Raw genomic sequence first — 21,763 nt, forward strand, 5'->3', positions numbered from 1 at the left:
GAGCCATCACCATGACCACTGCAACCATCACTTCGAAGGGCCAAGTCACGATTCCCGTCGACGTGCGGAATCGGCTTGGCTTGCGGTCCGGCGACCGGATCGAATTCAGCTACAACGAGACCACGGGCCGGTACGAGGTCTATCCAGCCACACGCTCGCTCGCGTCGCTCAAGGGCATCGTGAGGAAGCCCTCGAAACCGGTGTCGCTCGAAGAGATGAACCGGGCCATCGCCGAGCCGGGAGCATCCGCGCGATGATTGGGCTGGATGTAAAAACGGGCTGGTTCGTTACTTCGCCCAGGAGGACGTCGTGCAGTCGAAGAAGGCGACAGCGCTGATGGAGAGCCTTTCGGCCGAACGGCCGGGGTACGTTTCGCAGGTCGCGCTGGTCGAGGTCGTGTGGGTACTCGGTCGCTGCTACGGTGTCGAACGCGAGCAGATGAAGGACATTATCGATTCGATGATCGCGACCAAGGAATTGGTCGTTGAAGGTGCGGACACAGTGCGAAAAGCGCTTCGCACTTTCGTGGCATCGGCGAAGGCCGATTTCGCCGACTGCCTGATCGAGCGGTCGGGGCACGCCGCCGATTGCGAGTACACGGCAACTTTCGATGTCACGGCCTCGAAGGTCGCCGGGATGCGTTTGATCAAGTAATTTTGACGTGAACCGACACGCGTGGCACCGGGGTGCGAACGCGGCGTGGCGGCGAGCGCCGCCACGCCGTCGGTCAATACCGGACGGCTTGACCGTTAGTTGCGATCAGTGCGCAGCGGCCGCCGCACGCTGGATCGAATCGACGAGTGCCGCGTTGTCGTAGCGGCGCCCGGCAATGCTCCACCCGCCGTCGACCGCATGAACGACATTCACCCACACTTGCGCGGCCGTCAGCCGCCCGCCGGCCCGGCGCAGCACGATCGCGGTCGCCCGTTCGACGAATTGCCGCTGCCGCTCAGGCGCCGCGAGCGCCACGGCAGGCAACTTCAGCTCGACGAACGCAGCAGGCTCCGCGCGCCCATGCACGAAGGTCCGGTGTCGCGGCAGCACGTTGAGCGTGCCTACCACGTTCGGCGCCAGGAACGCATTCCCGGTCAGCCCCTCCACTTCCAGCAGCGCATCGGTCAACTCGGCAAACACCGGCCCCTCGTCGTCCGGCGTGAAAACCCCTTCGGATACGGTCAGCGTAATCGGCATCGCACTTTCTCCTGGTCAGGTCATCGGTTGGGTGACGTGATATAAATACCAGTCACTCTCTATACGTTAGACACTGATCGCTCTCTATGCAAGATAAAGAGTGATCACTCTGAAGCGAGCCTGTCATGCGTTATTCCGTCGAGCACAAGCACGAAACCCGTACGCGCATCCTCGAAGCCGCGAGCCGGCTGTTCCGCGAGGAGGGGTATGGCGGCTCCGGCATCGGTCCGCTGACGAAGGCGGCGGGCGTCACCAACGGCGCGTTCTACGGCCATTTCAAAACGAAGGGTGAAGCGTTCCGGCAGGTCGTCCTCGATGGCCTTGCCCAGCTCCGGCACGGCGTCGCGACGTTCAAGGCCGAGCATGGCGCGCGCTGGCGGCGCCCGTTCGTGTCGTTCTACCTCGGCCCGCGACGCACCTGCGAACTCGGCGAAAGCTGTGCGCTGCCAAGCCTGTCCCCGGAAGTGATGCGCGCCGACGACGAAACGCGCGACGCTTACGAGCAGGCACTGCGGCAGATCGTTGCCGAAGTGTCGGCAGGAATGGATATCCCACCCGATGACGATCGGGCCATCGCGTTTCTTGCGCTGCTGTCGGGCGGCGTCACGCTCGCGCGCGCGGTGCGCGATCCGGAACTGGCACAGCGCATCGCCGATGCGGTCGGCCGCTACGCGGTGGTGATCGCGGAACGCACAGACGTGAAACCGGAGCAACAGGCCTGACCGCCCTGACTGACCGCCAATAAAAAACCCGATCCGCGTCGCCACGGATCGGGGTTCTTCGATCGACTAACCGGTAAGTCGGCCCGTCTCGGGCCGGTGCATCACCGCGCGGCGACCTCCGCCTTGCCCGTCGCCGCATCGCCCACCGCCGTCGGTGCCGGCCCCCATCCGCCGCCCAGCGCGCGGATCAGGTTCACGGTCGACACGGCCTGCGCGCCGGTCAACTGGTTCGACTGCAATTGCGACTGCAGCACCGAGCGCTCGCTGTCGATCACGTCGAGATACGCGACCTCGCCTTCCTGATACTGCGTGCGCGACAACGTCGCCGCGCGCCGCGACGCGTTGACGGCCGCATCCTGCGCGCGGATCTGGTCGTCGAGCAGGCGCAGGTCGGCGAGATTGTCCTCGACCTCGCGGAACGCGACGAGCACCTGCTGCCGGTAGTTCGCGACCTGCTCGTCGTACTGCGCGCGTGCCTGCTGCACACCGGCCGCACGACGGCCACCGTCGAACAGCGGCAACGTCAGCGCGGTGCCGGCGAACGGCCCGAGCAGGAACGTGCGGCTCGACCACAGGAACAGGTTGCCGAGCGTCGACGCCTCATACCCGAACGCGCCCGTGATATCGAGCTTCGGGAAGTACGCCGACTTCGCGAGGCCGATTCGCGCGTTCGCGGCCGCCATCGCGCGCTCTGCCGCCGACACGTCCGGACGGCGTTCGAGCAGCGCGGACGGCAGGCCCGGCGGCACCTTCACCGCGACCGGCACGATCGGCGTTTCCTTGAACGCGAAATCCGCGGGCGCCTTGCCGAGCAGGATCGCGAGCGCATGCTCGGACGCCGCGCGCCGCCGCGCGACGCCGACCGCATCGGCCTGCGCGGTCGCCAGCTCGTTCTTCGCGCGCGATACGTCGAGCTCGCTGATGTCGCCTTCGTTGAAGCGGCGCTGCACGAGCTTCAGTGCCTGCTCGCGCAGCTCCACCGTGCGGCGGTACAGGTCCTGGTCGGAATCGAGCTGACGCAGTTCGAAGTAGTTCTGCGCGACGTCCGCCTGCAGCGCGAGCTGCACCGAGCGGAACAGCGCTTCGCTCTGCGCCTGGTCGGCACGCGACGCCTCGACGTTGCGGCCGACGCGGCCGAACAGGTCGGCTTCATACGACACCGTGCCCTGCGCGCGCCACAGCGTCGCGTTGGTCGGGCCCGTGCCCTGCGGCTGGAACTGCGACGCCGACGACAGCCCTTCGCGCGTCGGCCCGAAGCCGGCACCGATCTGCGGGAACCATTGCGAGCGCGCGGTACGGGTCGCCGCACGCGCTTCCTCGACACGTGCGGCCGCGGCCTTCAGGTTCTGGTTCGCGGCGAGCGCTTGCGTCTCGAGCGAATCGAGCACCGGGTCGCCGAACACCTTCCACCATTCGCCGCGATGCGCGCCGTCCGACGGCTCGGCCGTCTTCCACGTGCCGGCCTGTTCGCCGGCGGCGAGCGTCGGCGCTTCCTTGAATGCGGCAGGCGTCGGCGCATCCGGGCGCTTGTAGTCGGGCCCCACCGCGCACGCGGCGAGCAGCGTCGCGAGCAGGGTGCTCGCGGCCGCCACCTTCGCGAAGCGCATCAGGCCATTCGTGTTGTGCAAGTTATTCATCTTCCTGTCCTCAAGCATCCGAAGCCGGCACGTGCTGGGACGGCACACCGTAACCCGCCGAGTCCTTCCCGGCGACGTGGATCTTGCCGCCCGCGAGCGTGCGCAGCACGACGTAGAACACCGGCGTCAGCATCAGCCCGAACAGCGTCACGCCGAGCATCCCGAAGAACACGGCGACACCCATCGCATGGCGCATTTCCGAACCGGCACCCGTCGACGTGACGAGCGGCACCACGCCCATGATGAAGGCGATCGACGTCATCAGGATCGGGCGCAGCCGCAGCCGGCTCGCCTCGATCGCGGCCTCGAGCGGCGTCCTGCCGTCGTGTTCGAGTTCACGCGCGAACTCGACGATCAGGATCGCGTTCTTCGCCGACAGCCCCACCAGCACCATCAAGCCGATCTGCGTGAAGATGTTGTTGTCGCCCTGCGTGAGCCACACGCCCGTCAGCGCCGACAGAATGCTCATCGGCACGATCAGGATCACCGCGAGCGGCAGCGTCAGGCTTTCATACAACGCCGCGAGCACGAGGAACACGAGCAGCACGCTGATCGGGAACACGTACATCGCCGAATCGCCGGCAAGAATCTGCTGGTACGTGAGGTCGGTCCATTCGAACCGCACGCCGCGCGGCAGCGTTTCATGCGCGATGCGCTCGATCGCCGCCTGCGCCTGCCCCGACGAGAAGCCCGGTGCCGGGCCGCCGTTGATGTCGGCCGCCGTGTAGCCGTTGTAGCGCACGACCATTTCCGGGCCGAACGTCGGCGTCACCGTGACGAGCGACGACAGCGGCACCATCTCGCCACGGTCGTTGCGGGTCTTCAACTGCAGGATGTCGTCCGCGCGCTGGCGGAACGGCGCATCGGCCTGCACACGCACCTGGTACACACGGCCGAAGCGGTTGAAGTCGTTCACGTACAGCGAGCCGAGATACACCTGCATCGTGTTGAACACGTCGGTCACCGGCACGCCCAACTGCTTCGCCTTCACGCGATCGAGATCGACGTTGAGCTGCGGCACGTTGATCTGGTAGCTCGTGAACAACGGGCCAAGCTCAGGCGCCTGCTGCGCGCGCTTGATGAAGTCGTTGGTCGCATCCGCGAGCCGCGCATAGCCGACCGCGCCGCGATCCTCCACCTGCATCTTGAACCCGCCCAGCGTACCGAGGCCGAGCACCGGCGGCGGCGGGAACACCGCGACGAACGAGTCCTTCATCGCGCCGTACTTCTGGTTCAGCGCCCCCGCGATCGCGCCGGCCGACAGCGCCTTGCCGTGCCGTTCCGAGAACGGCTTCAGCGTGACGAACACGATGCCCGCGCTCGAGCTGTTCGTGAAACCGTTCACCGACAGCCCCGGGAACGCGACCGCGCTCTCGACGCCCGGCTGCTTCAGCGCGATCGACCCCATGTCGCGGATCACCTTCTCGGTGCGGTCGAGCGACGCACCGTTCGGCAGTTGCGCGAACGCGATCAGGTATTCCTTGTCCTGCGCGGGCACGAAGCCGCCCGGCACGACCTTCGACACGAGCACGGTCGCGCCCACCAGCACGAGGTACACGCCGAGCATCAGCGTCTTGCGCGACAGCACGCCGCGCACGCCGCGGCCGTAGTTCTCCGCGCCGCGATGGAACACCTTGTTGAAGCCGCGGAAGAAGCCGCCGAGCACGCGGTTCATCACGCGCGTGAGCCAGTCTTCCTTGTCGCCGTGACCCTTCAGCAGGATCGCGGACAGCGCCGGCGACAACGTCAGCGAGTTGAACGCCGAGATCACCGTCGAGATCGCGATGGTCATCGCGAACTGCTTGTAGAACTGGCCGGTCAGGCCCGACATGAACGCGAGCGGCACGAACACGGCGACGAGCGTCAGCGCGATCGCGATGATCGGCCCGCTCACTTCCTGCATCGCCTTGTAGGTCGCCGCCCGTGCGTTCATCCCGCTCTCGATGTTCCGCTCGACGTTCTCGACCACCACGATCGCATCGTCGACCACGATCCCGATCGCGAGCACCATCCCGAACAGTGACAACGCGTTGATCGAATACCCGAACGCGAGCAGCAGCGAGAACGTACCGATGATCGACACCGGCACCGCGATCAGCGGAATCAGCGACGCGCGCCAGGTCTGCAGGAACACGATCACGACGATCACGACCAGCGCGATCGCTTCGAGCAGCGTGTGCACGACGGCCTTGATCGACGAACGCACGAACTGCGTCGGGTCATAGACGATCTTGTAGTCGACGCCCGCCGGCATGTCCTGCTTCAGCTCGGCCATCGTCTTGCGCACTTCGTCCGAGATCTGCAGCGAGTTCGCGCCCGGCGACTGGTTGATCGCCATCGCGACGGCCGGCTTGTTGTCGAGCAGCGAGCGCAGCCCGTATTCGGATGCGTCGAGCTGGATCCGCGCGATGTCGCGCAGGTGCGTGACGCCGCCGTCCGGCGTCGTCTTCACGACGATGTCGCCGAACTCGTCTTCCGTCTGCAAGCGGCCGCGCGCGTTCACCGACAACTGCAGCGGCGTACCCGGCAGCGACGGCGATGCGCCGATCACCCCAGCCGCGACCTGCACGTTCTGCTCGCGGATCGCCTGCACGACGTCCTCGGCCGACAGTCCGCGCTGCGCGACCTTCTGCGGGTCGAGCCACACGCGCATCGCGTAGTCGCCCGAACCCCACAGCTGCACCTGGCCGACGCCCTGGATCCGCGACAGGCGATCCTTCACGTTGATCAGCGCGTAGTTGCGCAGGTAGGTCATGTCGTAGCGGTTGTCCGGCGAGATCAGGTGGACCACCATCGTCAGCGTCGGCGAGCTCTTCACCGTCGTGATGCCGAGCCGCTGCACGTCTTCCGGCAGGCGCGGCAGCGCCTGGTTCACGCGGTTCTGCACGAGCTGCGTGGCCTTGTCCGGATCGGTGCCGAGCTTGAACGTGACGGTGATCGTCATGTTGCCGTCGCTGTTCGCCTGCGACTGCATGTAGAGCATGTCCTCGACACCGTTGATCTGCTCTTCAAGCGGCGACGCGACCGTCTCGGCGATCACTTTCGGGTTCGCGCCCGGGTACTGCGCCTTGACGATCACGGAAGGCGGCACGACTTCCGGATACTCGGAGATCGGCAGCAGGAACATCGCGATCACCCCGCCGAGCAGGATGATCACCGATAGGACTCCTGCGAAGATCGGCCGGTCGATAAAGAATTTGGAAATGTTCATGTGTGGCTCTGTCTGGTTGAACGCGGATACGAAGCGGCGGGCCGCTTACGAATCCGCCTTCGCCGGGGCGGCCGGCTTCGCGTTGCCCGCCAAAGGCGCGGACGGCGCGTCACCGCCCGTCATCGGGACCATGTGCGGCTTCACCTGCTCGCCGGGGCGCACGCGCTGCGTGCCGTTCACGACCACGCGATCGCCGGCGGAGAGCCCGCTCACGATCACGCGCCGGTTGCCGTGCTGCATCCCTTGCTGCACTTCGCGGTACGACACGCGGCCTTGCTGGTCGACGACGAACACGAACTTCTTGTCCTGGTCGGTGTTGATCGCCGCGTCGTCGACGAGCAGTGCCTCGTGCGGCGCGCTGCCGCCCACCTTCACGCGTGCATACAGGCCCGGGACGAGCGCGCCGTCGGCGTTGTCGAAGCGCGCGCGCACGCGGATCGTGCCGGACGACGTGTCGAGCCGGTTGTCGACCGAGTCGATCTCGCCGCTGCGCGAGTAGCCGGTTTCATTCGCGAGGCCGAGCTCGACCGGCACCTTGCGGCCGCTGCGCGCGCCGTTGATGTATTGCAGGTAGGTCTGCTCGTCCGCGTCGAACGATGCGTAGATCGGCGACACCGACACCAGCGTCGTCAGCGGCGCGGCCGCTGCGCCGGCCGACACGACGTTGCCGAGCGTGATTTCCGCACGCGACACGCGGCCCGACACCGGCGCCGTGATCCGCGTATAGCCGAGGTTGATGCGCGCCGTTTCCAGCGCGGCTTCCGCGGCCTTCAGGTTCGCCGTCGCCTCGCGGGCCGCATTCTGCTTCTCGTCGTAGTCGCGCTTCGCGATCGCGTTGTCGCCGATCAGCCGTTGCGCGCGCTGCCAGTCGGTCTGCGCGTAGCCGTTGCGCGCCTGCGCGGCCGCGAGCTGCGCGGCTGCGCGATCGGTTTCGGCCTGGTACGGGCGCGGGTCGATCACGAACAGCACGTCGCCCTTCTTCACGAGCGCGCCGTCCTTGAAGTTCACCGCGACGATCGTGCCCGACACCTGCGGGCGCACGTCGACTTTCTCGACCGCTTCGAGGCGGCCCGAATAACTCTGCCAGTCGGTCACGGTCTGCGGCACGACGGTCGCGACGTCGACTTCGGGCAGCGGTGCTGCCGCTTTCTCCGGTGCGTTTGCGTTCACGCGCATCGCGCCGAACGTTCCGAGGCCGACGACGGCGAGCGTCACGATCGCCGCTGTCGCGATTCGGGAACGGGAGGTGCGTAGGATGGCCATGTGGATCTCCAGTAAACGTGGATTGGTTTTGGTTATTCGGAACGGTTCGGCTGACGCGCCTGGAAGCGGCACTGGAAGAAGCGCACGGCTTCCTCGAAGGCGGCTTCGTGCGTCGCGAGCGCGGCGTGCGTGATGTCCGGATAGCGGATCACCTGCGTGAGCACGCCCGACGAGATCAGGCAGCCCGCATATTTCTCCGCCTCGACGTGCAGCACGTCGTTCTGCGCGGTGACGACGAGCGTCGGCGGCAACCCCGCGAGGCGCACCGATTCGAGCGGTGCCGCGTACGGATGCATGCGCTGGGCGGCCTGCGGCAGATACGCGCGATAACAGGCCGCGCATTCGCGCGGGGTGATGTCGGAGGAAAGGCGATCGGCGTCGCCGATACGCGTCATGCTCGGGTCGAGCATCGGCCCGAACAGCGCCTGCGCGACGATCTGCACCTCGCCGCGATCGCGCGCGATGAACGCGAGGCAGTTCGCGAGCTGGCCGCCCGCGTCGTGGCCCGCGACACCGATCTTCTTCGGGTTGCCGCCGAACGCGCGGGCGCGCGTCGCGGCCCACACGGCGGCGCGATACGCATCCTCCGGCGCGGCCGGAAAAGGAAAGGCCGGCGCGAGCGAATAATCGACCGACACTACGAGCGCTGGTAAGCGTTCTGCTAAAAAACGCGCGGCGAAATCGGCGTCTTCGAGCGAACCGCGCACGAAGCCGCCGCCGTGGAAATAAAGCACTACTGGCAACCCGGTCTTGTCCGGGCGGCGGTAGAGGCGCAGCACGATGTCCTGCGCGTAGCCGGGAATTTCGACTTCGGCGACCGTCAGCGCCGCGCCTGCCGTGGCTTGCACGGGCAACGCGGCCTTCAGGAATTTGCTGAATTCAGAAGCGTCCATGACGATGCAGCATCCATTTCGAGATGGAACGAATTCTGGGTCCGGCAGACATTGGGATAAATGCCTATAATCCGGCAACACAATTCAACGCCCCCGAACAATCCGAGGCTGCGTTTACCCACGAGGTAGCGCAGCCTTCTTGTTCCGGAGGCTCATTAGATTGCGGAGGTTGTGATGGACCGGCTTCAGGCCATGCAGGTGTTTACTCGCGTCGTCGATACAAGCAGCTTCACCAAGGCAGCAGAAACGCTCAGCTTGCCGCGAGCGTCCGTCACGACGATCATCCAGAATCTCGAAGCATTCCTCGGTGTGCGGCTGATGCACCGGACCACGCGCCGGCTGTCGCTCACGCCGGACGGCGCCGCGTACTACGAACGATGCGTGCGGATCCTCGCGGACGTCGAGGAAACCGAGGCGAGCTTCCAGGCAAACAACCGGAAGCCGCACGGAAAGTTGCGTATCGACATGCCGGGTTCGATCGGGCGGCTGCTCGTAATTCCGTCGCTGTGCGAATTCCATACGCGCTATCCGGACATCGACCTGCAGCTCGGCCTGTCCGACCGGCCGGTCGACCTGCTGCAGGAAGGGGTCGATTGCGTGATCCGCGTCGGTGCGCTGCAGGACTCGTCGCTCGTCGCACGCCGGGTCGGCCTGTTCGAATGCGTGACGGTCGCGTCGCCCGACTATCTCGAGCGCCACGGCGAGCCGCAGACGATCGACGACCTGAACCAGCACAAGGCCGTCAACTACTTCTCGAGCCGCACCGGCCGCACGATCGACTGGACGTTCCTGACCGACGGCAAGGAAGTCGAGATGAAGATGGAAGGCATCGTGTCGGTGAACGACGCGGATGCATACGTGACCTGCGGGATCGAAGGCTTCGGGCTGATCCAGCCGCCGCTCTTCATGGTGCTGCCGCATCTGCGCGAAGGCCGGCTCAAGGAAGTGCTGCCGGGCGTCAAGCCGCTGCCGATGCCGATCTCGGTCGTGTATCCGCACAGCCGCCATCTGTCGCCGAAGGTGCGCGTGTTCGTCGACTGGATCGCCGAGGTGTTCGACCGCTGCCCGCTGCTGAGCGGCAAGGGCAGCCTCGACGCGACGTGCAGCAAGCGCACGTTCGAGGAAGCCGAACGCGCACCGGCGCTCGACACGCCGGTCATCAACGAGTGGGTTGCGTAAGCGCCTGAACTGAGCAACTGAACCGCACACGCGGGCTGCCAGGCCCGCGTGTCGTCCCGCCTCCGCGCCCCATTTCCCGCCCGGCGCACCCGATCCTTCCCGAATCCGCAGCAAACCTTTGTGCCAGGCGACGCAATCGTCCGCCTGCGTCGTCGCGCGCCGCCGTCGCGCCCGTGCGAGGCCCGCTGCAAGCGGGTTCGAGCGATTTCTGCATAACCCTGCCGGGTGTACGGATGGCGATTGTTCCACTGACACGACAATTCAATTCGCATCTGCCGCATTTATCGCGACGGAACAGATACCTAGAGTAAACCCTGTCGCGCACCTCGTTGCGCATCGAACAGATCCCGCTCGATGGGACCGGAGTAAGCGCTCTAGCGCCAGCTCCGACATGCCAAGCATGGGATCTGAGTAAGCGCTGAAGCGCTAACTCATATCGACACAGGAGTTACGCCATGAACCGCCGCCATCTTCTCTCCGCCCTCGCCCTCACGCTCGCCGTGTCCGCCCCGGCCTTCGCCGATTCCGGCACCCCGCACGCCGGCGACTACGGCAACACGTCGTGGTACTCGCAACACAACGGCCCGCGTACGCGCGCCGAAGTGAATGCGGAAGTCGCGCAGGCACGCAAGGACGGCACGCTCGCGTACCTGCGTAAGGCCAATTCGTATCCGCAAGGGCTCGAACTGGCGCAAGGCCCGTATCGCTCGATGCCGGAAAGCAACCAGCTCGCCGGCGGGGGCCGGTAAACGCGCAACGCCGCGCAACGGGTTGCCCCGCGCGCGGCGTTTCGAACCCGCCATCGACGACTCGCCGAGTCAGTCAGCTAGATAGTTAGTTGCAGGAGAACATGATGAACGATCAACTCCCTTCGCCGCTCGATCACTGGGACGACACCACGCCGGTGTGGACGCCGTTCCGTTCGGCCCCGCATTCGCATTGATCGCGGCTAAGTCGTCGTCCGGTACTTACCGGCGCGGCACCCCATCACGCCATTCGCCCCAATGCGTCACGATGTCCTGCACGAGCGGATTGCCCGCGCGGTACAGGTTTTCGGTCGCCGGGGCGAAGCCGCCCTGGTCCGCGTAGTTCAGCAGGTTGTCGGCACTCGTCTGCCCCGCATACGGCCGATCGAAATCGGACCCGGTGCGCAGCACCGCGACGCGCGACAGGTCGACCCGCTTCACGCTCGCCGCGCGCTTGAGCGCCTCATACGTCGCGTTGTCTTCCTGCGCGGTCATGCAGTACGTGCCCTTGCCGTCGGTCAGGATCTTCGTCCACTGGCGCGCGCGCTCGCCGATCAGCGTGCCCGAGAACCACGTGTTGCCCGATGACGTGTCGCACTGGATCACCGTCGGCGGCCGGTTCGCCGGCGCGTAGTTGAACTTCGCGCGTGCGGCCTGCGCCTGCGCGCTGTCGGCGAGCACGACGTTGCGCGACAGCGCGACCGCGGCGTCGGTCAGCTGCGGGTTGAGCTGGAACACCTCGGTGCGATAGTCGAGCGGCGGCTTGTCGTTCGGGCTCTTCGTGTTGATGCCGAGGAAGCCGGTATTCCAGCCGGCCGGAATCTCGCGTGCATCGAGCTCCCACTGCAGGCTGAAATCGACGAGGTATTTCGACCACGCGGCCGAACCGACCGTGCCTTGCGCGGGGTCGACGCCCGCGATGCCGGAGATCAGGAAGTACGTGCGGCGCAGGTCGAAGCGCTGCGAGAATGTGAGCGCCATGATCGTCGCCGACGCGTTCGCATAGCCCATGCCGGTCGTGACCACGCACACGTCCTGCTTGTTGCAATGCACGTTCGGGTAATCGGGCGACAGGCCGGGCACGGCGATGTCGCGCCACGGGCCGATCCGGTCGAGCCAGGCCTGGCCCTCCGGACCGAACATCGTGATGATCATGACCTTGACCGGGCGGCCCTGTGCACCGGTCTCGGCGAATGCATTGTTGCCCGCGTTGTTGCCCTGGTTGTCCTGCGCGATCGACGGCGCGGTCGCACAGGCTGCGAGCGAGAATGCAGCGGCGGAAAGAATGGAGCGAGTCAGCATCGGCGTTCCTTGTTTCGATGATGTTGGGTGAGAACGGCTCTCGTAGACTGCGCGTCGGAGTATAGAACGCGCGTGCCCGATGCGGAACCCGACTACGAAACGGCGACGGTGCGTCGGTGCGGGTCGGGTACGCGCGGGAATGACGAGGGAAATCGTCTCCGCGCGTCGACACACCATCAGGAATACTATCCGGTTGCTCGACACCGGCACGTCAATCGCACGTGCACGCGTGTCACCCGGCGGCCGCTACAACCGTGCCAGCCCGGCCACCCCGTAACCCAGCACGACAAGCGCCGCGACCACATGGCTCGCCGCGAGCAGCGCCGGCGACTTCACGATCCGGCCGATCATGCTGCCGCCGAATGCGAACACGAGCTGCCCCGCGAGACTGCCGGCAAACACGCACGCGGCACCCAGCAGCCAGTGCCGATGCGCACCGGCGGCAGCCGTTGCATAACCGTAGAACAACAGGATCGTGAGCGGGTTCGCCAGCGTGACGAAGAACATCGATGAAAACGGGCGGCTGCCTGGCGGCCGTGCATCACCGTCGAGCGTGCGGCGGCGATCCCGCAGCGCCTGCCACAGCATCCGCGCGCCCATTGCGAGCAGCACGAGCGCGCCCACCAGGCGAAACAGCAACAGATGGGCGGCGAGCGTGCTCGCGAGCATCGCGCCGAGCGTGAATGCGACGACCGCATAGCAGCCGTCGGCCGTCGCGACACCCACCGCCGCGCGCACGCCGCTTGCGGTGCCGGCGCGCATCCCGTAGTTCGCGATCATCAGCGCGACGGGCCCGACCGACAGCGCGATCATCAGCCCGAACAGGAAGTCGTTCATCGGTCGTCGATGCCTTCTATGGAAGGCATCGATTCTAGCGACCGCAAAAAAATCCTGCGTGGCGCGTGAGCGTCACGCGACGTCGACGCGTGCGGGCCCGTCCACCATCTCGCCGATCACGCCCGCGCGGTCGAAGCCGTCGGCACGGAAGCACGCGAGCACGTCGTCGACGGCCTCCGGCGCGCACGCGACCAGCAGGCCGCCCGACGTCTGCGGATCGGTCAGCAGCGCCTGCGCGACGGGCGGCAGCGTGGCGGCCAGCTGCACGTCCGCGCCGTACGCGGCCCAGTTGCGGCCCGACGCGCCGGTGAACACGCCATCGGCGACGAACGCCTCGACGCTCGCGAGCCACGGCAGCGACGCATAGTGCACGCGCGCGGTGAGGTGTGCGCCGCGCGCCAGCTCGAGCGTATGGCCGAGCAGCCCGAAGCCTGTCACGTCGGTCAGCGCATGCACGCCCGGCAGCGCGGCGAGTTCGGCGCCCGGCCGGTTCAGCTTGGTGGTCGTCGCGACCATCTGCGCATAGCCATCGGCATCGAGCTGGTTCTTCTTCAGCGCGGCGGACAGCACGCCGACGCCGAGCGGCTTGCCGAGCACGAGCACGTCGCCCGCGCGCGCGGCCGCATTGCGCTTCACACGCGACGGATGCACGACGCCAATTGCCGCAAGCCCGTAGATCGGCTCGACCGAATCGATCGAATGGCCGCCCGCGACCGGGATGCCGGCGTCCGCGCACACCGATTCGCCGCCGCGCAGCACGGCCGCGATCGTTTCGTGCGGCAGCACGTTGATCGGCATGCCGACCAGCGCGAGCGCGAGGATCGGCTTGCCGCCCATCGCATAGACGTCGGACAGCGCGTTGGTCGCGGCGATGCGGCCGAAGTCGAACGGATCGTCGACGATCGGCATGAAGAAGTCGGTGGTCGCGACGATCGCCTGCTCGTCGTTGAGGCGGTAGACGGCCGCGTCGTCGGAGGTCTCGGTGCCGACCAGCAGATCCGGGAACAGCGCCGGCGGCGTCGCGCGCTTCAGCAGCTCGGACAGCACGCCCGGCGCGATCTTGCAGCCGCAGCCGCCGCCATGTGACAGGCTCGTGAGGCGCGGAACGGCAGGCTGGGCTTGGGTGGCTTCGGTCATGGTCGGCATCCGGTGAATAACAACACGCCATTATCGACAATTCCATGCGAGTGCGCCCGATACCCACATAATGACGGCGCCGCCCCCGCTCCCGCCCCTGTCCGCCGCTTCGTCCATGGACCACCTCTTCATCGGCCTCGTGCTGTGCTCCGCGTTGCTGCACGCGATCTGGAATGCCTTCCTCCACGTCAGCGAAGACCGGCTCGTCCAGCTCGGCACGATGTCGCTGCCGTATTTCGTGTTCGGCGCGGCGGGCGCCGCGCTGCTGCCCGCGCCGGCGCCCGCCGCGTGGCCGTATATCGCCGGGTCGGCCGTGCTCGAGGTCGCGTACTGCTTCACGCTGGCGCGCGCGTATCGCAGCGGCGAATTCGGGCAGATCTACCCGATCGCACGCGGGATTTCTCCGCTGCTCGTGTCGGTACTCGCGCTCGCGATCCTGCATGAGCGGCCGACGCCGCTCGGCTTCGCGGGCATCGCACTCGTGTCGTTCGGCATCATGTCGCTCGCACTGCGGCGCGGCTTCCGGTTCTCCGGCGAAGGCGTGCCGTTTGCGCTGCTCACGGGCGTGTTCATCGCCGCGTATTCGATCTGCGACGGCATCGGCTCGCGCGTATCCGGCAGCGCGCTCGGCTACATCGCATGGGTGTACGTGCTGTGGAGCGTGCCGCAATTCGTGCTGGTGTGCGCGGTGCGTGGCGGCCCGCGCGCGGTGCTCGGCTCGCGCACCGCGCTCACGCAGGGCGCGATCGCCGGCACGATCTCGCTCGCGGCGTACGGGATCGTGATCCTCGCGTACCGGTACTTGCCGGTCGGCACGGTGTCGGCGCTGCGCGAAACGAGCTCGATCTTCGCGGTCGCGATCGGCTGGCTCGTGATGCGCGAGCGGCCCGGCGCGCAGCGGCTCGCCGCGTGCGTGCTGGTGGTGGCGGGCGCGGCGCTGATCCGGCTGTAAGCAGAACGAGCGCGCGCCCGCGCGCCTGCCGCCGCGATCGCGGTAGGAATGCCCATTACTGGACACCCCCCGCACAGATCCCGGCGTGCCCAATTCGGGCACCGGGCTCCTACCTTGAGTGTTTGACGGCAAAGCGCCGGTCGGGCCACGGATGAAGGATTCGAGGTTGGGGTAGCCAGGCATCCGCGATCCGCTCGACCCGTGTCCACGTCATGTGATCCTTCTGGCTACGGCGTCGAAGCGCCCGTCGCCAGAGATCCACGACGTGGTAACGGAACGCGCCAAGTGCGCGCGAGTTCGTCGGTACCGCGTGGTACGCGAAGTAGCCGCGCACCACCTGCCCAAGCCATTTCCCTTGCACTGGGATCGGTTCATGCATACGCCGCCGTAGTTCCTCCTTGATCCCCCTGAGCTTCGCCCGCATGCGATCGCCTCGGGTCTTCCGCTGAAGCTGGAAGGCACCACGGCGCGATCTGCCGCAGATAAAGATGAAGCCTAGAAAGGCGAAGGTCTCCGGCCGACCAAGACCGCGGTGTTGGCGATTTGCCGCTGCATAGCGACCAAACTCCAGCAGCCTCGTCTTGTCCGGGTGAAGCGCAAGCGCGAACTCCTCCAGCCTCGAACGCATCGCATCCCAGAAGCGCCGTGCGTCGGCTTCGTGCTCGAAGCCGACCACGACATCATCTGCGTATCGCAGAATGATGACGTTGCCCTTGGCTTCCCGCCGCCGCCAACGATTGGCCCAGAGATCGAAGACGTAGTGTAGGTACACGTTCGCGGACAGTGGCGAGGCCACTGATCCCTGCGGAGTGCCTGTCTCACTCACGCTTAGCTCTCCGTCTTCCAGCACGCCCGCCTTGAGCCACTTACGCACAAGACGGATGATGCGCTGGTCGCCGATCCGGTGCTCAATGAAACGGACCAGCCATTCCTGACTGACCGAATCAAAGAAGCTCTTGAGATCGGTGTCCAGAATCCAGTTCACCGGGGTGCCGGTGATCGCTGTCGCCAACGCGTCCAACGCATCGTGCTGACTGCGCCCGGGCCGGAACCCGTACGAGAATCCGAGGAAGTCCCCCTCGTAGATCGCGTTCAGCACTTCGACCACCGCGCGCTGGACGATCTTGTCTTCCAGCGCGGCAATCCCCAGCGGGCGCTGTTTGCCATCCGGCTTCGGTATGTACTGTCGCCGTACGGGTAGTGCCCGGTACGCTCCACTGTGTACTCGCGCGTGCAGGCGCTGGAGGTGGTCTTCCAGTCCTGCCTCGTAGTACCGCCAGGTCAAACCGTCCACCCCAGGGGCCGCATTGCGTTTGAGCGCAAAGAACGACGCCCTGAGGCGATCGATCGTGACGTGGTGCAGCAGCGCGGTGAACCGTTCCTTCTTCCGCTGCCTTGCAGCCTGCCGTACACGGTCCAGCCCCTGTGACACGCTTGCCCGGTTCTGCGCCCGGCACGTGTGCGACTGACCCGTGCTCCTCTTGGTCCCCGCCCTTGGCTCCACCCACTCCGCAGCCGGCTTCCCGGCGTTGTTCGCAGGCTTCCTCGCTACTATGGCGGAGTCTGACTTCTCTCGTCCGTTCATCATCGGCTACGGCTCCTCGCCTTCCCGACGCGGACCAACCCATGCTGCAGTTGGCCGAACGAGAGACCTCCCGGTTCCCGCGCAAAGAGCGTCCGTACGTGCCAGGTTCTCCGACCACGCCGGGTCGTCGAGGCACTCGCGCTTGCGCACCTCTTCGTGTTGCCTTCCGCGTTCTGAACCGCGTCGGCACCCGGAATAACACAACTATCGCGGCTCAATGGCTGGCCCGCACGTTCCCCTACCGACGCTTCGCCGGTCGCCTCGCGGCGGCCGTCGCACGGCTCGGGGCCAATGTGGTTCGCTACGCCTTCATCGCAGTGGACTTGCACCACCTGCTCCTTGCCGGTCTCCCGGCGCACTCAGAACTTGTGGCGGATGCCCGTCACCGCGACGATCTGCGTGCGCGTGCTCGACGGATTCGAGATGCCTTCGATCGCGGCCACCGTGTTCGACGACGCACGCTGGTAGAACGCGTTCACGTAGATATCGGTGCGCTTCGACAGGAAATACTGGGCACCGACGCTCGTCTGCAGGTAGTGCGAACTCGGCTTCGGCCCTTGCGACGCGAGCACCTGCGTATAGGTTTCGCCGAGCGCGAACTGCAGCGCGGGCGTCATCAGGTAGCGCACGCTGCCCTCGTAGTTGTTGAAGCGCATCGCGCCGCCCGTCTGCAGGTTGAACAGCGAACTCGTGTACAGCAGCCCGAACGTCGCGGCACCCCACGCATACGCGCCGCCCGCGCCCCAGATCTGCTGGCGCGTCACGCCCTTGATGAACGTGTAGTAGTTGTCGGACGCCGCCGCGCCGGTGGTGTCGAGCGCCGGATGATCGACGCGCACATAGGCCGCACCGAGTTGCAGCGGCCCGTTCTCGTAGCTCGTGCCGATGCTCCACACGCGGTTTTGCGCGAACGACGTCGAATTCGAGAAGCCGTACAGGCCGACCGCGCGCAAGCCGTACCAGGTGGGCGTCTGGTACTGCACCGAATTGTTGGTGCGGAACGTGTTGTTCAGGTCGTCGGTGTCGAACGGGTGCAGCGCGTACTGCGTGAGCGCGGTGGTCGCGCCGATCTGCAGCGGCTCCAGCACTTCCTGCGCCGCGTTGTACTGGCGACCCATCGTCAGCGTGCCCCAGCGGTCGTTTTCCAGCCCGACGTACGCGCGGCGCCCGAACAGCCGGCCGCCCTGGCTCGCGGCGCCGCTCTCGATGTTGAAGCCGTTCTCGAGCCGGAACACCGCGCGCGTGCCGCCGCCGAGGTCTTCCTTGCCGAGCAGCCCGAAGCGCGTGCCCTGCTCGTTGCCGCCGGTCGCCTGCCACGCGGCATGCCCGTTCTGGTTGTTCGTGTACGTGATCCCCGAATCGACCACGCCGTACAGCGTCACGCTCGACTGCGCATGCGCGTGCATCGCACCCGCCGCCGTTGCGAGTCCCGCCAGCGCGACCGCCATTCCTTTCCGCTTCATCTCCAACCCCTTTTATCGACCGAATATGGGGAGCGATTTATTTCGCTCGACACGTGTTTTATTGAATAAAACATCGTCTTATTCATTGTCGAATTTGGCGATTTAAAGCGTCAAGCGATGACAAAAATCGTACATGGGAGTGGAATACCCCTGAATCTCCAGGCGTTTCAAGGAATGAAACACACCCAATAACCACGGGCATTACAGCCCGATCTCGACACGCAATCCCGATATCGCAAAAAGCCCTTGACCGCGATTTTCAGTCGTTGTGAAATATTGATACGCTGTTTTAATGATTAAAACAAACGCACGAGACGCTTCGAGAAACTAGGTAAAGAACCTGATCCCCATGCTGACGTTTAATTGCAACAACGCGGCCGCCGGCGCATCGCCTGCGTACTTCGTCGCGACGCCGACGGTGCCGGCCCTGCCGATCGTCGTCGACTCGCCGCACAGCGGCATCGCGTATCCGCCGGACTTCGCCACCGTTGCACCCGATGACGCGATCCGCACGACGTGGGACGCGTACGTCGACGAACTGTGGACCGGCACGCCCGCGCGCGGCGGCACGCTGCTCGGCGCGAGGTTTCCGCGCGCATACATCGATCCGAACCGCGCGGAAACGGACATCGACGCAACGCTGCTCGCCGAGCCGTGGCCTGAGCCGCTTGCGCCGCAGCCGTACACGCAGCGCGGGATGGGGCTGATCCGTCGCGACGCGCTGCCCGGCGTGCCGCTATACGACCGCAAGCTGTCGCTCGAAGCAGTACGCCACCGGATCGACGCGTACTACCTGCCGTACCGCCGCGCGCTCGCCGGCATCGCCGAGCCGCTGCACGCCGCGCACGGCGCGCTGTGGCATATCGACTGCCATTCGATGAAGTCGCGCGGCAACGCGATGAACGTCGACGCGGGCGCATGGCGGCCGGACGTCGTCGTCAGCGACCGGCGCGGCACGACCTCGGATCCGGCCTTCACCGCGTGGACCGCGCAGTGGTTCGCCGACGCCGGCTATCGCGTGCAAATCAACGACCCGTACCAGGGCGGCGACCTGCTGACCGCGCTCGCGGATCCCGCGCGGCAGCGCCACAGCATCCAGATCGAGTTCAATCGCGCGCTGTACATGGACGAGGCCGCATTCGCGAAACACGTGGGCTTCGCCACGCTGAAGCGCTCGGTCGACGCGTACCTCGATGCACTCGCCGATTACGTCCGCGCGCGCATCGCGCCGCAGGGAGACCCCGCATGACGACCTATATCGTCGACGCCGTCGACAGCGCGCTGAAGCTGCTGACCTACGTGGCCGAGCATCCGAACCTCGGCGTGACCGAGCTCGCGTCGCAGCTCGGCATCAACAAGTCGCGCACGTACCGGATGCTGTGCACGCTCGAACTGCACCGCTTCGTCGTGCAGGACCCGCGCACGTCCACCTATGCGCTCGGCCCGCAGGCGTTCGTGATCGGCGTGGCCGCGTCGCAGCAGAACGCGCTCGTGCGCGCCGCGCACCGTCACATGCTCGCGCTCAACCAGGCGATCAACGAGACCATCGTGCTGCGCGTGCGCGAAGGGCTCGAATCGGTGTGCGTCGCGCGCTGCGAAACGACGCATGCAGTGCGCACCGTCGGCGCGGTCGGCAATCGCCGGCCAATCAATTTCGGCGCATCGGGCAAGGTGCTGCTCGCATTCGCGCCCGATCCGGTGCGCGACGACTATCTCGCGCAACTGCGCCGAAACGGGCACGCCGACGATCCGGCGAAGCTCGCCGGCGAACTCGACGCGGTCGCGCGCAAAGGCTACGCGGTGAGCAGCGGCGAGGTGACGCCCGGCGCGGTCGGGATTGCGGTGCCGGTGCGCGACCTGACGGGGGCGACAGTCGCGTCGGTCAGCGTGACGGGGCCCGAGGTGCGCGTGAGCCACGCCGACATTCCCGACTATCTCGAACGACTGCAGGCGTGCAGCCTCGCGATTTCCGCCGAACTCGGCTACGTCCCGGCGCGTGCCGCGCTGCAACCGGCCTGACGGCCCGCTTCCCTCACCGACGAGGATCCGATGTCCGCCTCTTCCCCGAACCCTGCCGGCGCACGCGCCGCCGACGCCACCACGCTCGCGGCACCGGCTGACGCAGCGACCCACGACGCGGCCGGCAATGCGCCCGGCGACGCATCGGCCCACGCCGGCCGCACGCCGCATCCACACGGCAAGATGCTGCATCCGGTCGTGATGATGCTGTGGGTACTGGCGGTCGCGATCGCACTCACCTGGATCGTCGATTCCGGCCGCTTCGAGCGCAACGGCCGGCTCGTCGTGCCGGGCACCTATCACGTGGTGCCGAAGACCACGGCGCTCACGACGCTCGTTGCACCGGCAGTCAGCCACAGCACGCCCACGCATGCGATGCCGGCGAGCCTCGTCTCGGCATTCGTCGCGATACCGGAAGGATTGCTGAAGAACGCGCCGCTGATCGTGATGGTGATGTTCGTCGGCGGGATGTTCGGCGTGATGCGCCGCACCGGCGTGGTCGACGCGGGCATCGACCGTCTGCTGCAGCTCACCGGCAACAATGCGTACCTGCTGACACCGATGCTGATGATCCTGATCGGGCTCGGCAGCACGCTGCTCGGCTTCATCTCCGAGTACCTCGTGATCATTCCGATGGTGGTCGTGATCGCGCGGCGCCTGGGGCTCTCCGACCTGTTCGCGGTCGCTCTGGTCGCGCTCGCCGCGAAGATCGGCTATATCGCGTCGGTGACGAACCCGCTCGCGCTGGCCGTCGCGCAGCCGCTCGTCGGCGTGCCGCTGTTCAGCGGCGTCGCGCTGCGCGCGGCCGTGTTCGTCGTCTTCCTGACGATCGGCATCCTGTACCTGCTGCGCTACGTGCGCAGCACCGGCTATCGCGCCGGGCAGACCGCCGCCGGCCACGCCGCGCACGCAACCGCGAAGCTGTCGCTGCGCCACAAGGCGACACTGGCCGTGTTCGCCGCGGCGGTCGCGATGCTGATCTACGGCACGCGCGAACTGAAGTGGGGCAACGTCGAACTGGCGGCGTTCTATACGTTCGTGAGCATCGTGACGGCCGTGATCGGCGGGCTCGATTCGCGCAGCGCGGCGGACGCGTTCGTCGACGGGATGAAGAACATGATCCTCGCGGCGCTGTTGATGGGGCTCGCCGCGTCCGTCGAACTGCTGCTGCAGAACAGCCTCGTGCTCGACACGCTGATCCACTTCTTCACGCGGCTCGCGGACGGGCAATCGCCGGTGTGGGTCGCCAACGGGCTGATGGGGGTGCAGATGGTGCTCGACGTATTCATTCCGTCGGTGTCGGGCAAGGCCGCGGTCAGCATGCCGATCATCGGGCCGATCGCGCAGCTGTCGGGCGTGAGCGGCCAGACGTCGGTGCTCGCGTTCGTGCTCGGCGGCGGGCTGACGAACCTCGTCACGCCGACGTCCGGGATGCTGCTCGCGTATCTGGCCACCGCACGCGTCGATTTCGGCGCGTGGATCCGCTTCGTGCTGCCGCTGTTCCTGACGCTGCTTGCACTGTCGTGCGTCGTGCTGACGTTCGCGGTGTGGATCGGATACTGAGCTTCACCGCAGGGGCTGCAGAACGCGCGTGCGCTTCGCGGTGCGCAGCGCACGCCGCCGTCC

18 protein-coding genes and 1 pseudogene are annotated in these 21,763 nt (G+C 66.5%); 9 read left to right on the top strand and 10 right to left on the bottom strand.

Features of this window, described 5'->3' with window-relative positions; genetic code table 11:
* Positions 1-11 precede the first annotated feature (11 nt).
* Both CFB39_RS30515 and CFB39_RS30520 read left to right on the top strand, forming a co-directional pair.
* Positions 12-257 carry an AbrB/MazE/SpoVT family DNA-binding domain-containing protein gene (locus CFB39_RS30515; protein WP_089475742.1) on the top strand — a complete coding sequence of 82 codons (246 nt, stop codon included), beginning with the start codon at positions 12-14 and terminating at the stop codon, positions 255-257.
* Positions 254-654: pseudogene (locus CFB39_RS30520) on the top strand (PIN domain-containing protein). The gene CFB39_RS30515 and the pseudogene CFB39_RS30520 overlap by 4 nt, the downstream one beginning before the upstream one ends.
* A 105-nt stretch (positions 655-759) precedes the next feature.
* Here CFB39_RS30520 and CFB39_RS30525 read toward each other — a convergent pair.
* The gene (locus CFB39_RS30525; RefSeq protein ID WP_089475743.1) at positions 760-1,191 is read right to left on the bottom strand and encodes a Tautomerase enzyme; all 432 of its coding nucleotides are present in this window, start codon (positions 1,189-1,191) and stop codon (positions 760-762) included.
* 125 nt (positions 1,192-1,316) lie between these two features.
* Here CFB39_RS30525 and CFB39_RS30530 point away from each other — a divergent pair, with 125 nt between their 5' ends.
* Positions 1,317-1,913 carry a TetR/AcrR family transcriptional regulator gene (locus CFB39_RS30530; protein ID WP_089475744.1) on the top strand — a complete coding sequence of 199 codons (597 nt, stop codon included), beginning with the start codon at positions 1,317-1,319 and terminating at the stop codon, positions 1,911-1,913.
* A 101-nt stretch (positions 1,914-2,014) separates the two neighbouring features.
* On the opposite strand, the gene opcM is transcribed toward CFB39_RS30530, so the two are convergent.
* From opcM to CFB39_RS30550, 4 genes are read right to left on the bottom strand one after another with little or no spacing between them, the layout of a single operon-like run.
* A complete protein-coding gene (gene opcM, locus CFB39_RS30535; protein ID WP_089475745.1) occupies positions 2,015-3,550 on the bottom strand; it encodes a multidrug efflux transporter outer membrane subunit OpcM in 1,536 nt (511 codons plus the stop codon).
* A gap of 10 nt (positions 3,551-3,560) precedes the next feature.
* Positions 3,561-6,761 carry a multidrug efflux RND transporter permease subunit CeoB gene (gene ceoB, locus CFB39_RS30540; RefSeq protein ID WP_089433382.1) on the bottom strand — a complete coding sequence of 1,067 codons (3,201 nt, stop codon included), beginning with the start codon at positions 6,759-6,761 and terminating at the stop codon, positions 3,561-3,563.
* Between the two features lie 45 nt (positions 6,762-6,806).
* On the bottom strand, positions 6,807-8,024 hold the full coding sequence (ceoA, locus tag CFB39_RS30545; protein ID WP_089433383.1) for a multidrug efflux RND transporter periplasmic adaptor subunit CeoA: 1,218 nt from the start codon (positions 8,022-8,024) through the stop codon (positions 6,807-6,809).
* Positions 8,025-8,056: 32 nt separating this feature from the next.
* Positions 8,057-8,917, bottom strand: a complete 861-nt coding sequence (locus tag CFB39_RS30550) for an alpha/beta hydrolase (protein ID WP_089428984.1) — start codon at positions 8,915-8,917, stop codon at positions 8,057-8,059.
* A 174-nt stretch (positions 8,918-9,091) separates the two neighbouring features.
* Here CFB39_RS30550 and ceoR point away from each other — a divergent pair, with 174 nt between their 5' ends.
* The gene (gene ceoR, locus CFB39_RS30555) at positions 9,092-10,096 is read left to right on the top strand and encodes a putative multidrug efflux transcriptional regulator CeoR (RefSeq protein ID WP_039367883.1); all 1,005 of its coding nucleotides are present in this window, start codon (positions 9,092-9,094) and stop codon (positions 10,094-10,096) included.
* 455 nt (positions 10,097-10,551) lie between these two features.
* Entirely contained in the window at positions 10,552-10,845 is a 294-nt protein-coding gene (locus CFB39_RS30560) for a DUF4148 domain-containing protein (protein WP_089475746.1), read from the top strand.
* A gap of 219 nt (positions 10,846-11,064) precedes the next feature.
* Here the strand turns inward: CFB39_RS30560 and CFB39_RS30565 are convergent, their stop codons facing one another.
* From CFB39_RS30565 to selD, 3 genes are all read right to left on the bottom strand, one after another.
* Complete coding sequence (locus tag CFB39_RS30565; protein ID WP_011353903.1) at positions 11,065-12,144, bottom strand: purine nucleoside permease; 1,080 nt, start codon at positions 12,142-12,144, stop codon at positions 11,065-11,067.
* 246 nt (positions 12,145-12,390) lie between these two features.
* The gene (locus CFB39_RS30570) at positions 12,391-12,981 is read right to left on the bottom strand and encodes a LysE family translocator (RefSeq protein ID WP_089475747.1); all 591 of its coding nucleotides are present in this window, start codon (positions 12,979-12,981) and stop codon (positions 12,391-12,393) included.
* Positions 12,982-13,053: 72 nt separating this feature from the next.
* The gene (selD, locus tag CFB39_RS30575; protein WP_089475965.1) at positions 13,054-14,118 is read right to left on the bottom strand and encodes a selenide, water dikinase SelD; all 1,065 of its coding nucleotides are present in this window, start codon (positions 14,116-14,118) and stop codon (positions 13,054-13,056) included.
* A gap of 115 nt (positions 14,119-14,233) precedes the next feature.
* Here selD and CFB39_RS30580 point away from each other — a divergent pair, with 115 nt between their 5' ends.
* Positions 14,234-15,070: a DMT family transporter gene (locus CFB39_RS30580; RefSeq protein ID WP_089475748.1), complete on the top strand. Its 837-nt coding sequence runs from the start codon at positions 14,234-14,236 to the stop codon at positions 15,068-15,070.
* Positions 15,071-15,179: 109 nt separating this feature from the next.
* On the opposite strand, the gene ltrA is transcribed toward CFB39_RS30580, so the two are convergent.
* Both ltrA and CFB39_RS30595 read right to left on the bottom strand, forming a co-directional pair.
* Positions 15,180-16,655: a group II intron reverse transcriptase/maturase gene (gene ltrA / locus CFB39_RS30585; RefSeq protein ID WP_373452724.1), complete on the bottom strand. Its 1,476-nt coding sequence runs from the start codon at positions 16,653-16,655 to the stop codon at positions 15,180-15,182.
* Between the two features lie 359 nt (positions 16,656-17,014).
* Complete coding sequence (locus tag CFB39_RS30595) at positions 17,015-18,118, bottom strand: porin (RefSeq protein WP_179255322.1); 1,104 nt, start codon at positions 18,116-18,118, stop codon at positions 17,015-17,017.
* Between the two features lie 349 nt (positions 18,119-18,467).
* Here CFB39_RS30595 and CFB39_RS30600 point away from each other — a divergent pair, with 349 nt between their 5' ends.
* From CFB39_RS30600 to CFB39_RS30610, 3 genes are read left to right on the top strand one after another with little or no spacing between them, the layout of a single operon-like run.
* Positions 18,468-19,367, top strand: coding sequence for an N-formylglutamate amidohydrolase (locus CFB39_RS30600; protein WP_089475749.1), 900 nt, complete (start codon positions 18,468-18,470; stop codon positions 19,365-19,367).
* Complete coding sequence (locus CFB39_RS30605) at positions 19,364-20,137, top strand: IclR family transcriptional regulator (protein WP_089475750.1); 774 nt, start codon at positions 19,364-19,366, stop codon at positions 20,135-20,137. Before CFB39_RS30600 ends, CFB39_RS30605 begins: the two co-directional genes overlap by 4 nt.
* Before the next feature lie 30 nt (positions 20,138-20,167).
* A complete protein-coding gene (locus CFB39_RS30610) occupies positions 20,168-21,700 on the top strand; it encodes a YfcC family protein (protein ID WP_089475751.1) in 1,533 nt (510 codons plus the stop codon).
* The last annotated feature ends 63 nt before the right edge of the window (positions 21,701-21,763 follow it).

The organism is Burkholderia sp. AU6039, from assembly GCF_002223365.1.
In the GTDB taxonomy this organism is placed as follows: domain Bacteria; phylum Pseudomonadota; class Gammaproteobacteria; order Burkholderiales; family Burkholderiaceae; genus Burkholderia.

What these genes read in the sequence shown, in the direction of transcription:
- CFB39_RS30515 (WP_089475742.1), top strand. Translation starts at nt 12, where the DNA reads ATGACCACTGCAACCATCACTTCGAAGGGCCAAGTCACGATTCCCGTC.
- CFB39_RS30530 (WP_089475744.1), top strand. Translation starts at nt 1,317, where the DNA reads ATGCGTTATTCCGTCGAGCACAAGCACGAAACCCGTACGCGCATCCTC.
- CFB39_RS30600 (WP_089475749.1), top strand. Translation starts at nt 18,468, where the DNA reads ATGCTGACGTTTAATTGCAACAACGCGGCCGCCGGCGCATCGCCTGCG.
- CFB39_RS30605 (WP_089475750.1), top strand. Translation starts at nt 19,364, where the DNA reads ATGACGACCTATATCGTCGACGCCGTCGACAGCGCGCTGAAGCTGCTG.
- CFB39_RS30595 (WP_179255322.1), bottom strand. Translation starts at nt 18,118, where the DNA reads ATGAAGCGGAAAGGAATGGCGGTCGCGCTGGCGGGACTCGCAACGGCG.
- selD (WP_089475965.1), bottom strand. Translation starts at nt 14,118, where the DNA reads ATGACCGAAGCCACCCAAGCCCAGCCTGCCGTTCCGCGCCTCACGAGC.
- CFB39_RS30550 (WP_089428984.1), bottom strand. Translation starts at nt 8,917, where the DNA reads ATGGACGCTTCTGAATTCAGCAAATTCCTGAAGGCCGCGTTGCCCGTG.
- CFB39_RS30570 (WP_089475747.1), bottom strand. Translation starts at nt 12,981, where the DNA reads ATGAACGACTTCCTGTTCGGGCTGATGATCGCGCTGTCGGTCGGGCCC.
- opcM (WP_089475745.1), bottom strand. Translation starts at nt 3,550, where the DNA reads ATGAATAACTTGCACAACACGAATGGCCTGATGCGCTTCGCGAAGGTG.
- ceoB (WP_089433382.1), bottom strand. Translation starts at nt 6,761, where the DNA reads ATGAACATTTCCAAATTCTTTATCGACCGGCCGATCTTCGCAGGAGTC.
- CFB39_RS30565 (WP_011353903.1), bottom strand. Translation starts at nt 12,144, where the DNA reads ATGCTGACTCGCTCCATTCTTTCCGCCGCTGCATTCTCGCTCGCAGCC.
- CFB39_RS30580 (WP_089475748.1), top strand. Translation starts at nt 14,234, where the DNA reads ATGGACCACCTCTTCATCGGCCTCGTGCTGTGCTCCGCGTTGCTGCAC.
- ceoR (WP_039367883.1), top strand. Translation starts at nt 9,092, where the DNA reads ATGGACCGGCTTCAGGCCATGCAGGTGTTTACTCGCGTCGTCGATACA.
- CFB39_RS30525 (WP_089475743.1), bottom strand. Translation starts at nt 1,191, where the DNA reads ATGCCGATTACGCTGACCGTATCCGAAGGGGTTTTCACGCCGGACGAC.
- CFB39_RS30610 (WP_089475751.1), top strand. Translation starts at nt 20,168, where the DNA reads ATGTCCGCCTCTTCCCCGAACCCTGCCGGCGCACGCGCCGCCGACGCC.
- ltrA (WP_373452724.1), bottom strand. Translation starts at nt 16,655, where the DNA reads ATGAACGGACGAGAGAAGTCAGACTCCGCCATAGTAGCGAGGAAGCCT.
- ceoA (WP_089433383.1), bottom strand. Translation starts at nt 8,024, where the DNA reads ATGGCCATCCTACGCACCTCCCGTTCCCGAATCGCGACAGCGGCGATC.
- CFB39_RS30560 (WP_089475746.1), top strand. Translation starts at nt 10,552, where the DNA reads ATGAACCGCCGCCATCTTCTCTCCGCCCTCGCCCTCACGCTCGCCGTG.